A 13690-nucleotide genomic window follows, 5' to 3' on the forward strand; every position below is an offset into this window, starting at 1 on the left:
GACGTGGGTATGCCCGTGACTCAGGCGACTGTGACGTCTAGCGCTTCCGGCTGAGGAACGCGGTCATCGCCTCGCGGGCTTCGTCGGACCCGAAGAGCCGGGCCGAGAGCTGCGCCATCTCCTCGCCACCGGCGTCGATGTGGTCGACCAGCCCGCGCACCATCAGCCGCTTGGTCTCGCGCAGGCCCTGGGGTGAGCCCTCGAGCAGCGAGGACGTGATGGCGCCGACCTCGTCGTCGAGCGCGTCAGCGGGCACGGCAGCGGTCAGGATGCCGATCCGGGCGGCCTCCGCGGCGTCGAACTTCTCCCCGGTAAGGAAGTAGCGCGACGCGGCGCGGGCGTCGATACGCGGCAGGATCGAGAGCGAGATCGCGGCGGGGGCGAGCCCGAGCCGCACCTCGGTGAGCGCGAACGAGACCGAGTCGGCGGCGATCGCGATGTCGGCAGCAGCCACCAGCCCGAGGCCGCCCGCACGCACTGGGCCCTGCACCTTGGCCACCACCGGCTTGGTCAGGGCCACGATGGTGCGCTGGAGACGTACGATCCCGCGGGTGCCCTCCTCCATGGAGACCGTCGCGGCCTCGGTGAGGTCGGCACCGGAGCAGAAGACGGTGCCGGTAGCCGCGAGCACGACCGCCTTGACCGAGGAGTCTTTGTCGGCCGCGTGGAGAGCGTCGAACAGCTGCGTGACCAGCCGGCTCGAGAGCGCGTTGCGGTTGTGGGGCGAGTCGAGGGTGATGGTGGCGACGCCATCGGCGACCTGAAGATGTACGAGCTCGGCCGGCGTCTGGGGGGACTCAGTCATGGGGAAGACCATACGGTGCTTGACTGGACGTGTGGACCCCGTCCTCGACGCATTCTCCGCCGTGCCCCGGGAGGGCTTCCTCCCACCCGGGGAGCGTGGGTTCGCACGCTTCGACGAGCCGCTGCCCATCAGCCACGGACAGACCAACTCGCAGCCGCGGACGGTCGCCGACATGCTCCACCTCCTCGACGTCACCCCGGGCGACACGGTGCTCGACGTCGGCTCCGGGTCGGGCTGGACCACAGCGCTGCTCGCCCACCTCACCGGCCCGGAGGGCAGCGTGGTCGGGGTCGAGCTGGAGCCTGACCTCGTCGAGTTCGGTCGCCGCAACCTGGCGGCGACCGGTCAGGCGTGGTCGCGCATCGAGCAGGCGGAGCCCGGCGTGCTCGGATGGCCTCGGGAGGCTGCGTACGACCGGATCCTCGTCTCCGCCGAGGCCGAGGCGATGCCGAGCGAGCTGGTGGCGCAGCTCGCCGCACCCGGACGGATGGTCCTGCCGGTCGCTGGGCTGATGACCCTGGTCGAACGTTCCGCGACCGGGAAGACACGGCTCAGCGAGCACGGGTGGTATCGGTTCGTGCCGCTGCGACCGAGCTAGGCGCCCGTACGACGCGAGCCGCTGCGGCCCTCGTCCTCGTCGGGATGCGGCACCGAGCGCAGCTGCCCCGGCGGCACTGGGGGCGGGGGCTTGGTCGGCGCCAACGGCCGGCTGAACTCGTCGCGGCGCCGGATGCGACGCGCGGTCTTCTTCAGCCACGACGGGTCCATCACGATCTCGTGGGTGTTGCCGTCGCGGCCGTCGAAGCTGACCGCCACCGTCTCGAATCCCTTGTGACGTTGCATGAGTGCATAGCTGGCGTAGGCCCGGCGGTCGGCCTCGGTCAGGTCGACGTCGTCGGTGAAGAGGGTCAGCAGCGCACGCGGCCACAGCCGACGGGAGGAGACGACGTTGACCTCGATCGAGATCACCACCATCAGCGCGGCGATGTAGAGGAAACCGACCAGCCCCAGGACCAGCGCGAAGGTCTGGTTCATGCCTCGGGTCGCGCCCAGCACGTGCTGGACGAACTCGGCGCCGAAGTACTGCAGCACCTGCCACAGGAGCGCGAACGTGAGCGCGCCGGGCAGGGCGTGAGCGAGCGAGTGGTCACGGGTGGTCGCCATCCGGAACACCACGCAGAGCATGCCGGTGACGATCACGACGGTGCCGAGGATGACCAGCCAGTAGCCGATGTCGACCGCCTTGAACCCGAAGAACTCGGTGTGGCTCAGCACCAGAGAAAGGGTGGACACGCTGATGATGGCCAGGCCACCGACCGCGAGCATGAACAGCGACCGCACCCGTAGCAGGATCGGGTTGGGGCGGCTGTTGCGCGGCACCGACCAGGCGGTGTTGACCGCGTTCTGCAGGGCGAGCCCGAGGCCCAGCGCACCGTAGAGCGCAGCCACACCACCGACGACGATCGCGCTGGTCGATCCCGTCAGCTCCTTGCGCCCGAGCTGGTCCCCGATGATCGGAAACTGCGCCAGCGCGGTGTTGAGCACGGTCTCCTGCAGCCTCGGGTTGCCCTCGAGCACGAACCCGAGGATCGAGGAGGCGAGCAGCAGGATCGGGAAGATCGCGACGAAGGCGTAGTAGGTGATGATCGCGGCGAGGTTGTTGCCCTGGTCCTCGTAGAACTTGTAGAGCACCGCGATCGGGAACGCCGCCGGCGAGAACCGGCGCTGCGCCCGGTCGATTGCCCTCGCCGCTTCAGCCATAGGCGTCAGGCTACGCCTGCCCCACCCGGTAGATTGAAGTTCGGCCAGGTCAGCAGGACCGCGATCTCGAGGAGATGACCCACCAGATGTCGAACTTCGGCCCTCCGGCCGGCCCACCCCCAGGCATGCCTCCCGGGCCTCCGCCCGGCTCTCCTCCCGGCCCTCCCCCCGGCACGCCGCCGTGGCAGCAGCAGGCGTACGCCCCGACGGGGCCGGCGCTGGCCCACTGGGGTCTCCGGGCCGGCGGTGCGCTCATCGACGCGGCCCTGCTGCTGCCGTTCTACCTGGTCGCAGGCGTGGGCGGCGGGCTGGCGCAGGAGTCCGGCTTCTTCGTCACCGCCTTCGGTCTGCTGGTCACCCTGGTCGGCTGGGTCGGGGTCGTCGCCTTCGCGGTCTGGAACTACCTGATCAAGCAGGGGCGCACCGGCCGCACGATCGGCAAGCGCGTCGTCGGCATCAAGCTGGTGCCCAAGGACGCCGCCGCGACGGTCGACGGCAGGACCGACGGCACCGTCGGCGTGCCGGTCACGCTGCTGCGCCAGGTGCTCCATGTGCTCGACGGATTCTGCATGGTCGGCTACCTGTGGCCGCTGTGGGACGAGAAGCGGCAGACCTTCGCCGACAAGCTCGTCGGAACGCTGGTCGTCGAAGCGAAGTCGTAAGGGCTAGGCGTGTGCGCCGACATTCGGGTCGGATTGTGGCCATACTCGCGGCAACAACCTCGGTAACGTAAAAGTTTGACGCTGAAAGCGAGTAGAACCCAGATGTCCAACTACGGACCTCCTCCCGGCGCCCCGCAGGATCCCTCCGGCCAGCAGCCCATGCCTCCGCCTCCTCCGCCCGGTTACGGCACCCCGCCGGCCGGTTACGGCACCCCGCCGGCCGGCTACGGCGCCGCACCCGGCGGCTATGGCGCGGCAGCGACCCCGCCGCTCGCCCACTGGGGCATGCGCCTGGGCGCCTGGCTGCTCGACTACCTGCTGATCATGGTCTCCGGCATCGTCTACTGGATCGGCTACGGGATCCTGATCGCCTCCGGCAGCACCAGCAGCGAGTACGACCCGGCGACCGGCAGCTACAGCTACGAGGACCCCAACACCGGCCTGGTCGTCGTCGGAGTCATCCTGAGCCTTGTCGGCGCGCTGATCATGCTCGCCTTCGCCTTCTGGAACTGGGGCTGGAAGCAGGGCAAGACCGGTTACACCATCGGCAAGGGCGTGCTCGGCATCAAGGTCGTCAAGGAGGCCGACGGCCAGGTGCTCGGGCTCTGGCTCTCGATCGGTCGCCAGTTCGTCCACATCGTCGACTCGCTGGCCTGCTACATCGGCTGGCTCTGGCCGCTGTGGGACGCGAAGCGCCAGACCTTCGCCGACAAGATCCTCAGCACGATCGTGATCGTGGAGCCGAAGCAGAAGTAGCACCCGTCGGTCGAGCCGCCGGAGCCGCTAGGCGGAGGCGTGTCGAGACCAACACAGTCGCTTGATGTGTTGGTCTCGACACGCTCGCTGGCGCTCGCGGCTCGACCAGCGTGCTCAGTAGGACTTGGGCAGCCCCAGGGTGTGCATCGCGATGTAGTTGAGGATCATCTCGCGGCTGACCGGCGCGATCCGGCCCAGGCGAGCCGCGACCAGCTGGTTGGCCAGGCCGTACTCGACGGTCAGACCGTTGCCGCCGTGGGTGTGGACGGCGGCGTCGGTGGCGTTGCAGGCGATCTCGCCCGCGGCGTACTTGGCCATGTTGGCGTACTCCCCGGCACCAGCGTCGTCACCGGCGTCGTAGAGGGCGGCGGCCTTCTGCCACAGCAGGCGGGCCTGCTCGAGCTCGATCTTCACCTTCGCGAGCGGGTGCGCGATCCCCTGGTGGGAGCCGATCGGGGCGTCCTTCCAGACCGAGCGGGTGCCGGCGTACTCGACGGCCTTCTCGAGCGCGTAGCGCGCCGTGCCGCAAGAGAGCGCCGCGCCCATGATCCGCTCGGGGTTGAGGCCGGCGAAGAGCTGCCAGATGCCGCCGTCCTCGTCGCCGACCAGGGCGTCGGCGGGGAGGCGTACGTCGTCGATGAAGAGGGTGAACTGCTTCTCCGGCGCCTCCCAGGCCATCGGGATGACCTGCTTCTCGAAGCCCGGCGCGTCGGTCGGGACGACGAAGAGCGCGGGCTTGAGCTTGCCGGTCTTGGCATCCTCCGTGCGGGCCACGATGAGCACCGCGTCGGCCTCGTCGACACCGGAGATGAAGGTCTTCTGGCCGCTCAGCACCCACTCGTCGCCGTCACGCTTGGCCGTGGTGGTGATCTTGTGGGAGTTGGAGCCGGCGTCGGCCTCGGTGATGCCGAACGCCATGAGCAGCGAGCCGTCGGCGATCGACGGGAGCCAGCGCTTCTTCTGCTCCTCGGTGCCGCAGCGGCCGATGATCGAGCCGCAGATCGCGGGGCTGACGACCATCATCAGCAGCGGAGCCCCGGTGGAGGAGGCTTCCTCGAGCACGGCGGCCAGGTCGCCCATGCCGCCGCCACCGCCGCCGTACTCCTCGGCGATGTTGACGCCGAGGAAGCCGTGACGGCCCATCTCGAGCCACATCTCGGTCATCTTGCCGCCTTCGCGGGCCTGCTTGGCGACGAAGTCGTGGCCATACTTCCCGGCCAGCTTCGAGACCGCCTCGCGCAGCGCGATCCGCTCCTCGGGCTCGGTGAATGCGTTCGACGCTGTTGCAGTCATGCTGTCTCCTCCTCGACGACGGCCAGCACCTCGCCGGCAGCGACCTGGGTTCCTGGTGTGACGTTGATCTGGGTGAGTACGCCGTCAGTCGGCGCGGTCACGGTGTGCTGCATCTTCATCGCCTCCAGCACGATCAGCTTCTGACCTGCGGTGACGCGCTCGTCGCGCTCCGCGTGGACGGAGACGACGCTGCCCGGCATCGGCGCCAGCAGGCTGCCCTCGGCGACCTGGTCGGCAGGGTCGACGAACCGCGGTCGCTTCCGCAGCGCGGTGTGCCCCGAGGCGGAGTCGACGTCGACACGGTCGCCGTCGACCGAGATCTCGTAGGCGGTCCGCAGACCGTCCTTCTCGAGAACGACCCGGCTCTGACCTGCGGCGATGACCTCCGCACCGTCGATCCGGTAGCCGTCGCGGGTGCCGTGCCACTCGACGGTGATCTCGTCCTCGCCGTCCTCGAACACCGTGCGCTGCGGCTGGTTGGTGACGTTGCGCCAGGCGACCGGGACGCCGGGGCGACGGGTCCGTTCGGCCAGTGCGATCGCGGCGGCGACAGGTGCACCGGGGTCCTCCGCCGGGCGAACGAACTTTCGTCCGTCCAGCAGAGAGGTGGTGACCTCTCCGGTGCGGAACGCCTCCGATCCGAGCAGCTCGACCAGCTGCTCGCGGTTGGTCACCAGACCGTGGATCTTGGCCGTACGCAGCACCCCGACCAGTCGTCGGATCGCCGCCTGCCGGCTCGGAGCGTGCACGATCACCTTCGCCAGCATCGCGTCGTAGAACGTGCTGACCTCGGAGCCCGAGGCGTAACCGGCGTCGATCCTGACATCGCCGGAGAACTCGAGTCGGCGCAGCGTCCCCGACTGCGGCTGGTAGTCGGCTGACGGATCCTCGGCGTAGAGCCGCACCTCGATCGCATGGCCGGCTGTGTTGGCCTCGACACCAACACCTCCGCCTTCCGCGACCGCGATCTGCAGCTCGACCAGATCCACACCGTGCACCAGCTCGGTGACCGGGTGCTCGACCTGCAGGCGTGTGTTCATCTCCAGGAACCAGAACCGCTCGGTGGCCGCGTCGTAGAGGAACTCCACGGTGCCGGCACCGCGGTAGTCGATCGCCGCCGCGGCGTTGCGGGCCGCCTCGTGCAGCGCAGACCGGACCGCATCGGGCAGCAGCGGAGCCGGTGCCTCCTCGATGACCTTCTGGTGGCGCCGCTGCAGCGAGCAGTCGCGCTCACCGAAGACGGCGACGTTGCCGGCGCCGTCACCGACGACCTGCACCTCGACGTGACGGCCGGCCTCGACGTACGGCTCGACGAAGACGGTGCCGTCGCCGAACGCCGACGCGGCCTCCGCCTCGGCGGTGGCGACCTCCGCGGCGAGCGCGTCCAGCGAGCGGACGATGCGCATGCCGCGGCCACCGCCGCCCGCGGACGCCTTGACCAGCAGCGGCAGGTCGGACTCGGCCGGGGAGGCCGGCGCCTCGAGCACCGGGACCCCGGCGGTGGCCATGATCTTCTTGGCCTCGATCTTCGAGCCCATCTTCTCGATCGATGCAGGGGAGGGCCCGATCCAGACCAGACCGGCCGCCTCGACCGCACGGGCGAAGTCGGCGTTCTCCGAGAGGAACCCGTAGCCCGGGTGGATCGCGTCGGCGCCGGCCACCTTGGCCGCCTCGATGACGAGGTCGGCACGGAGGTAGGTCTCCGCCGGGGTGTTGCCGGGGAGGCGTACGGCATGGTCGGCCTCCGCCACGAAGGGCAGGCCCGCGTCGGCGTCGGAGTGGACCGCGACGGTGCCGATCCCGAGGTTGCGGGCGGTGCGGAAGACGCGCGAGGCGATCTCGGCGCGGTTGGCGACAAGAATTCGATTGATCATGGGCACTTCCTTTCGCTGGTCGAGCCGCCGGAGCCGCTAGGCGGAGGCGTGTCGAGACCAACACAGTTCTGATCGAGCACGGCAGGGGACCGTGTTGGTCTCGACACGCTCGCTAGCGCTCGCGGCTCGACCGACGGTGGCTGGTCACATGCGGAAGACGCCAAAGTTCATCGCCCCCTCGATCTCCGTCGTCGCGATGGCGGAGAGGCACAGCCCGAGCACGGTGCGGGTGTCGCGCGGGTCGATGACCCCGTCGTCGTAGCCGAGGCCGGAGAGGAACATCGGCAGCGACTGCTCCTCGATCATCCCCTCGACCATCTCCTTGACGCCCTTGAACCCGTCGGCGTCGAAGACCTCGCCCTTCTTCTCCGCCGACTCGCGGGCGACGATCTCCATCACGCCGGCGAGCTGTTGCGGGCCCATGACGGCCGACTTGGCCGACGGCCAGGTGAAGAGGAAGCGCGGGTCGTACGCCCGGCCGTTCATGCCGTAGTTGCCGGCGCCGTAGGAGGCGCCCATGATCACGGTCAGGTGCGGCACCGTGGAGTTGGAGACCGCGTTGATCATCAGGGCGCCGTGCTTGATGATGCCGCCCTGCTCGTACTCCGCGCCGACCATGTAGCCGGTGGTGTTGTGCAGGAAGAGCAGCGGCGTGTCCTTCTGGTTGGCGAGCTGGATGAACTGCGCCGCCTTCTGCGCCTCCTCCGACATGAGCACCCCGCGCGCGTTGGCGAGGATGCCGATCTCGTAGCCGTGCAGCCGCGCCCAGCCGACGCAGAGGCTCGAACCGTAGAGCGGCTTGAACTCGTCGAACGACTGGCCGTTGTCGGCGCCCGGCCCGTCGACGATCCGCAGGATCGCCTCGCGCGGGTCGAACGGCTCCTTGAGGTCGGTCGGGATCAGGTCGAGCAGGCCGTCGGGGTCGAGTTCGGGCTCGTAGATCTCCTTGGGGAGCGGGCCACGCTTGCGCCAGTTGAGCCGGGCGACGACACGGCGCGCCTGGCGGATGGCGTCGTGCTCGTCGACGGCGAGGAAGTCGGAGGAGCCGGAGATGCGCGAGTGCATCTCGGCACCACCCAGGGACTCGTCGTCGGTGTCCTCACCGGTGGCCATCTTCACCAGCGGCGGGCCGGCCAGGAAGACCTTCGCACCCTCCTTGACCATGATCACGTAGTCGCTCATGCCGGGGACGTACGCACCACCGGCCGTGGAGTTGCCGAAGACCACCGAGACGGTCGGCTGCTTGCGGGCCGATGACCTGGTCAGGTCGCGGAAGCCCTTGCCGCCCGGGATGAAGATGTCCTTCTGGGTGGGCAGGTCGGCGCCGCCGGACTCGGTCAGGTTGATCGTCGGGAGGCCGTTCTTCTCGGCGATCTCGGCGGCCCGGAAGGAGCGCTTGAGGGAGTAGGGGTTGAGCGCGCCACCCTTCACCGTCGGATCGTTGGCGACGATCATGCACTCGACGCCCTCGACGACACCGATTCCGGTGATGATCGAGCCGCCGACCGGGAAGTCGCTGCCCCAGCCGATCAGCGGCTGGGTCTCCAGGAACGGGCTGCCCTCGTCGAGCAGCAGCTCGATCCGCTCGCGGGCGAGCAGCTTGCCGCGGGCCTTGTGGCGCTTGACGTACTTCTCGCCGCCGCCGGCCGCCGCCTTGGCATGCTCGGCGTCCAGCGCCTCGATCTTCTCGACGAGGGCCTCTCTGTTGCCGCTCATCCTGTGTATCCCAACAGCTTGGCCGCCAGATCCGTCATCACTTCGGTGGCTCCTCCTCCGATCGGCAGGATCCGGGCGTCGCGGTAGTGCCGCTCCACCTCGGTCCCGTGCATGTATCCCGTCCCGCCGTGAAGCTGGACGGCCTGGTCGACGACCCAGCTGCAGGCCTCGACCGCTGTCTGTTTGGCCAGCGCCGCCTCGGCGATCGTGGCCGGGTTCGACCCCTCGCGGTCGTAGCGTGCGACCACGGCCTGGGTGTAGGCCTTGGCGACCTCGACCTGGCGGTGCATCTCGACGAGCTTGTGGCGTACGACCTGGCGCTTGATCAGCGGCTCACCGAACGTCTGCCGCTGGCGCGCGTAGTCGGCGGTGAGCGCCAGGCAGCGGGCGGCGGTGCCGTAACCCTGCACGGCCAGCGCGATCCGCTCGGTCACGAACGCCTCGGCGATGTAGACGAACCCCGCGTTCTCCTCGCCGACGAGGTTGGCGGCCGGGACGCGTACGTCCTCGAAGGCGAGCTCCGCGGTGTCGGAGCACTTCCAGCCCATCTTCTCGAGCTTGCGGGTGACCGTGAAGCCAGGCGTGTCCTTGTCGATCACGAGCAGGCTGATCCCGCCGGCCCCCGGGCCACCGGTGCGGACCGCGGTGGTGACGAAGTCGGCACGCACCCCGCTGGTGATGAACGTCTTGGCGCCGTTGACGACGAGCTCGTCGCCGTCGCGCACCGCGGTGGTGCGCAGGTGGGCGACGTCGGAGCCGCCGTCGGGCTCGGTGATCGCGAGACTTCCGATCTTCTCGCCAGCCAGGGTCGGCTTCACGTAGGTGTCGATGAGGTGGTGCGAGCCGTGCTTGGCGATGTGCGGCAGCGCGATGCCGTGGGTGAACAGGCCTGCGAGGAGACCGGAGGAGGCACCTTCCGACATCATCCCCTCGGTCATCGCGACCGTCTCCGCGAGGCCACCGCCCTCGCCGCCGACCTCCTCGGGAAACCCGATCCCGAGCAAGCCCTGCTTGCCGGCGGCCTGATGCAGCTCGCGCGGAATCTCCTGCGCGTCCTCCCAGGTCTGCAGGTCGAGAGCGACGTTGCGGCGGGTGAACTCCGCGCCGAGCTGGAAGAGATCCTCGGCGGTCATCGGGATCCACCCTCGCCGAGCTCGACGGCCTTGAACTCGACCGGGAGAGCGACGAGCCGGCTCCTGGCCCACTCGCCCAGCCCCTTCGCCTGCGGGTCGAACCGGGTCGAGGCGGCCACGCCTTCGCCGAGCAGGTCGTGGATGACGATGTTCACGCCGCGCAGATGCGGCAGCGGGGTGATGTCGATCGCCAGCTCCTCGGCCTCGGGCAGCAGCGCTCGCACCCACTCGGGGGTGACGGTCGCCAGCAGCCACTCGTCCGCCGCGTCTACCTGCCCCTGCGGCACCCACAGCCCCAGGTTGGCGTCACCGCCCTTGTCTCCGGACCGCGCGTAGACGATCTCCCCCAGCTCTCGCCGAGACGTCAGTCCCGCAGGCTGAGGCGTCACTTCTGCAGGTCGAGAGGTCACCTGGTTCGCGTCGGGTGACGTCTCGGCCTGCGTACGTGACTTCTCGGCGGTTCGCGTGCCCACACCCTCGCCGTAGGCGAGGGGCGGCGGGACCTCATGGGTCGAGCCGTCGGGGAGGTGAACCGTCTCCACAGCGCGGTCGCGCCCGACGTACGCCGCCTTGTAGATCCCGAACGGAGACGGCCGTCCCGGGGGTGCGGTGACGTGGAAGCCCGGGTAAGAGGCGAGGGCCAGCTCGATGGCCGGCGCGGTCAGGGCGCGCCCGACCGCGTCGGCGTCGGCGGCGCGGGCGGTGAGCCGCAGCAGGCAGGCGGCGCCCTCCTCGGTCGGTGAGTCGGGCGCGGGGATGCGGTAGGTCGACCAGCTGTAGTCGGGTCCGATCGAGAGCTCGGCGTCGAGCTGGTCGCGCAGCCACGCCGACTTGGCGTCGATGTCGGGGCCGGTGAGCACGAACTCGATCGAGTTGCGGTAGCCCCCGACGGAGTTGACCGCGACCTTGAGCTTCTCCGGTGGCGGCGTGCCGGTGACGCCGGAGATCGCGACCCGGTCGATGCCGCTCTCGGCGAGCCGGATCGAGGTGAGGTCGGTGGTGACGTCGGGGCCGAGGTAGCGAGGGCCCTGGATCTCGTAGAGCAGCTGGGCGGTGACGGTGTCGACGGTGACCGCTCCACCGGTCTCGTCCTGCTTGGTGATGACCGAGGAGCCGTCGGCCTCGATCTCGGCGACCGGGAAGCCGAGCGGGCGCGACCTGGCCTGGGGCGACATCGTCATGAACCCGGAGAAGTTGCCGCCGGTGGCCTGGGTGCCGCACTCGATGACGTGGCCGGCGACGACCGCCCCGGCGAGCTCGTCGTAGTCGTCGCGTTTCCAGCCGTGATGCGCGATCGCGGGCCCGACGACGACCGACGCGTCGGTCACCCGGCCGGTCACGACCACGTCGGCCCCTTCCTCGAGAGCGTGCGCGATGCCGAAGGCGCCGAGGTAGGCGTTGGCGGTCAGGGCGTCGGGATGGGAGTCGATACGGCCCTTGAGATCATCGCCGTCCACGTAGGCGACCTTCGCCCCGGTGCCGAGCGCATCGATGGCGGCGGCCAGGCCGGCGGGGTTGAGACCACCGGCGTTGGAGACGATCCTCACCTCCCGCTGAAGCGCGAGGTCGAGACCGTCGGCGAGCTGGCGCAAGAACGTCTTGGCGTAGCCCACCGACGGGTCCTTGAGCTGGTCCCGGCCGAGGATGAGCATCGTCAGCTCGGCCAGGTAGTCACCGGTGAGCACGTCGAGCCGGCCGCCCTCGAGCATCTCCCGCATCGCGGAGAACCGGTCGCCGTAGAAGCCGGAGCAGTTGCCGATCCTGATCACTGCTGTGCTCCCTTCGCTGCGCGCCCGCCGCCGGCGGGGCCGGCGAACGCCTGGGCGATCGAGAGCCACTTCTCGGCATCCGCCCCGGTCGCCTCCAAGGTCGTGTCGTCGCGGTGGAGGCGCTGGGTGACCACCCTCGCGAAGTCGTACGCCGCGCCGCGGACGCTCTGCGCGGCATCCTCCGGCCCCCACTCCCACTGGTCACCGGAAGGAGCGGTGAGCTCGATGCGGAACGGCTCGCTCGGCGGGGTCAGGCCGTGCACGCCGAAGGCGAAGTCACGAGTGCGGGTGCCGATGTGGCACACGTGCTTGATGCGGTCGGTCGGCTCGTACGCCAGCCCGAGCGCCTCGCGCACGTCCAGGCCATGGGCCCAGGTCTCCATGAGCCGCGCGGTCGCCATCGACGCCGGTGACATCGGCGGGCCGAACCAGGGCAGCTTCTGCCCGTCGGGGATCGCGGCGAGCGCCGCGGCCAGCTCGCCGCGTACGCCGTCCCAGTGCTGCAGCAGCTCGGTCGGCGGCATCACGGCGAGCGCCAGCGCGGCCTCGTCGACATATCCTTCGGGGTCCTTGATCGCCTCGTTGACGAGCTCGTCCCAGCCGGTCGAGTCACCCCCGAGCCACTCGGTCGCAGCGAGCGCGGCCTCGTCCGTCCAGGCGAGATGGCCGATCTGGGCGGCGACGTTCCAGCCTTCGGCCGGCGTCGGCTCGTGCCAGCCCGTCTCGCTCAGCCCCGCCACCACCTGGCGCAGCTCGAACCCCTCCATGGAGAGATCTTCGAGAAGTTGGTCCAACAGACTCATTGCAGCTCTCTTTCCAAGACCTCGGCCCAGTGGTCGAGGATCCGTTCGCGTCGGGCGGCGTCGTCGGTGATGATGTCGGCGAGGGCCAGGCCACGCACCAGATCGAGCGTGGCCTGCACGAGCTCGCGCACGCCTGGCTTCGTCTCGTCGACCTCGAGCAGCTCGATCGTGGCCCGGTGCAGCTCGCGGCCGATGCGCTGCTCGAGCGGCCCGACCGCCTCGGCGAGCTGCTCGTCGGTGCGCGCCGCGACCCACAGCTCCAGGGCGGCCGCGAAGACCGGCGAGGTGACCTGCTCCGCGAGCATGGCGAGCACGTGCCGCGTACGCCGCCCGCCGTCGGGAAGCGCACCGGCCGCAGCCTTGAGCGCCACGCCGCGAGCCTCGGTGATGTGCTCGACCGCCGCCACGACCAGGTCGTTCTTGGCCGGGAAGTGGTGCAGCTGCGCCCCACGCGAGACCCCCGCGCGCTGGGAGACGAGCGTGGTGGAGGTGCCGGCGAAACCGCGCTCGGCGAGCAGCTCGACGGTGGCGTCGAGCAGTCGGGTGCGCATCGCGCGGGTGCGTGCCTCTTGCGGGACGCGGGTTGCCTGACTCACAGACAGGCACTCTGCCGTGCCAGAAACAAACAGTCAACCCTGACTTTATATTCGTGAGACGGCCTGCGTCAGGCGGAAGCCAAACGTCCGGAACCGGGCCTAGCGTCGGTTTCATGGCTATCGCACGCAACCCACAGTTCGCCATCGACTGCCCCGACGTCACCGCCCTCTCGGCCTTTTACGCCGAGCTCCTCGGCTGGGAGGTGAAGGTCGACAACGACGACCCGGACGACGCCTGGGCCGACATCAGGGGCGAGGGAGGAAGCATCGCGTTCCAGCAGGTCAGCGACTTCAAGGCACCCACCTGGCCCTCCCAGGACACTCCCCAGCAGATCCACCTCGACGTCGACGTCGACGACCTCGACGAGGGCGAGAAGCAGGTGCTCGCCCTCGGTGCCACCAAGGCCGACCACCAGCCCGGCACCACCTTCCGGGTGTTCCTCGACCCCGCCGGCCACCCCTTCTGCCTCTGCCAGGCCTGAACCATCCCTCCGCCGAGAGGTCACTCGTGCAGGTCGAGAG

13 protein-coding genes are annotated in these 13690 nt (G+C 69.6%); 4 read left to right on the forward strand and 9 right to left on the reverse strand.

Annotation, left to right across the window (positions count from 1 at the left end; all coding sequences use genetic code 11):
• Window positions 1–37: 37 nt before the first annotated feature.
• A complete protein-coding gene (locus FB381_RS23380) occupies window positions 38–805 on the reverse strand; it encodes an enoyl-CoA hydratase family protein (protein ID WP_141782458.1) in 768 nt (255 codons plus the stop codon).
• Between the two features lie 19 nt (window positions 806–824).
• Between FB381_RS23380 and FB381_RS23385 the strand changes: the two genes are divergently transcribed.
• The gene (locus FB381_RS23385; RefSeq protein ID WP_246088281.1) at window positions 825–1403 is read left to right on the forward strand and encodes a protein-L-isoaspartate O-methyltransferase family protein; all 579 of its coding nucleotides are present in this window, start codon (window positions 825–827) and stop codon (window positions 1401–1403) included.
• Here FB381_RS23385 and FB381_RS23390 read toward each other — a convergent pair.
• Window positions 1400–2566: a YihY/virulence factor BrkB family protein gene (locus tag FB381_RS23390; RefSeq protein ID WP_246088282.1), complete on the reverse strand. Its 1167-nt coding sequence runs from the start codon at window positions 2564–2566 to the stop codon at window positions 1400–1402. The genes FB381_RS23385 and FB381_RS23390 overlap by 4 nt on opposite strands.
• Before the next feature lie 86 nt (window positions 2567–2652).
• Here FB381_RS23390 and FB381_RS23395 point away from each other — a divergent pair, with 86 nt between their 5' ends.
• Together FB381_RS23395 and FB381_RS23400 are read left to right on the forward strand one after the other, a co-directional pair.
• Window positions 2653–3228 (forward strand): RDD family protein, encoded by a 576-nt coding sequence (locus tag FB381_RS23395; RefSeq protein ID WP_211352517.1) that lies wholly within the window; start codon window positions 2653–2655, stop codon window positions 3226–3228.
• Between the two features lie 102 nt (window positions 3229–3330).
• Window positions 3331–3984 carry an RDD family protein gene (locus FB381_RS23400; protein WP_141782460.1) on the forward strand — a complete coding sequence of 218 codons (654 nt, stop codon included), beginning with the start codon at window positions 3331–3333 and terminating at the stop codon, window positions 3982–3984.
• A 114-nt stretch (window positions 3985–4098) separates the two neighbouring features.
• Here the strand turns inward: FB381_RS23400 and FB381_RS23405 are convergent, their stop codons facing one another.
• The 7 genes from FB381_RS23405 to FB381_RS23435 form a co-directional block, all read right to left on the reverse strand.
• Entirely contained in the window at window positions 4099–5277 is a 1179-nt protein-coding gene (locus tag FB381_RS23405; RefSeq protein ID WP_141782461.1) for an acyl-CoA dehydrogenase family protein, read from the reverse strand.
• Complete coding sequence (locus FB381_RS23410) at window positions 5274–7151, reverse strand: acetyl/propionyl/methylcrotonyl-CoA carboxylase subunit alpha (protein WP_141782462.1); 1878 nt, start codon at window positions 7149–7151, stop codon at window positions 5274–5276. Before FB381_RS23410 ends, FB381_RS23405 begins: the two co-directional genes overlap by 4 nt.
• A 144-nt stretch (window positions 7152–7295) precedes the next feature.
• On the reverse strand, window positions 7296–8867 hold the full coding sequence (locus FB381_RS23415) for an acyl-CoA carboxylase subunit beta (protein WP_141782463.1): 1572 nt from the start codon (window positions 8865–8867) through the stop codon (window positions 7296–7298).
• Window positions 8864–10000 (reverse strand): acyl-CoA dehydrogenase family protein, encoded by a 1137-nt coding sequence (locus FB381_RS23420; RefSeq protein ID WP_141782464.1) that lies wholly within the window; start codon window positions 9998–10000, stop codon window positions 8864–8866. Before FB381_RS23420 ends, FB381_RS23415 begins: the two co-directional genes overlap by 4 nt.
• Complete coding sequence (locus FB381_RS23425; protein ID WP_141782465.1) at window positions 9997–11769, reverse strand: acyclic terpene utilization AtuA family protein; 1773 nt, start codon at window positions 11767–11769, stop codon at window positions 9997–9999. The genes FB381_RS23420 and FB381_RS23425 overlap by 4 nt, the downstream gene beginning before the upstream one ends.
• Window positions 11766–12572 carry a TIGR03084 family metal-binding protein gene (locus FB381_RS23430; protein WP_141782466.1) on the reverse strand — a complete coding sequence of 269 codons (807 nt, stop codon included), beginning with the start codon at window positions 12570–12572 and terminating at the stop codon, window positions 11766–11768. Before FB381_RS23430 ends, FB381_RS23425 begins: the two co-directional genes overlap by 4 nt.
• Window positions 12569–13168 (reverse strand): TetR/AcrR family transcriptional regulator, encoded by a 600-nt coding sequence (locus FB381_RS23435; RefSeq protein WP_211352518.1) that lies wholly within the window; start codon window positions 13166–13168, stop codon window positions 12569–12571. Before FB381_RS23435 ends, FB381_RS23430 begins: the two co-directional genes overlap by 4 nt.
• Before the next feature lie 113 nt (window positions 13169–13281).
• Here FB381_RS23435 and FB381_RS23440 point away from each other — a divergent pair, with 113 nt between their 5' ends.
• On the forward strand, window positions 13282–13650 hold the full coding sequence (locus FB381_RS23440) for a VOC family protein (RefSeq protein WP_141782467.1): 369 nt from the start codon (window positions 13282–13284) through the stop codon (window positions 13648–13650).
• Window positions 13651–13690 lie beyond the last annotated feature (40 nt).

Origin of the sequence: Nocardioides albertanoniae, assembly GCF_006716315.1 — a bacterium.
In the GTDB taxonomy this organism is placed as follows: domain Bacteria; phylum Actinomycetota; class Actinomycetes; order Propionibacteriales; family Nocardioidaceae; genus Nocardioides; species Nocardioides albertanoniae.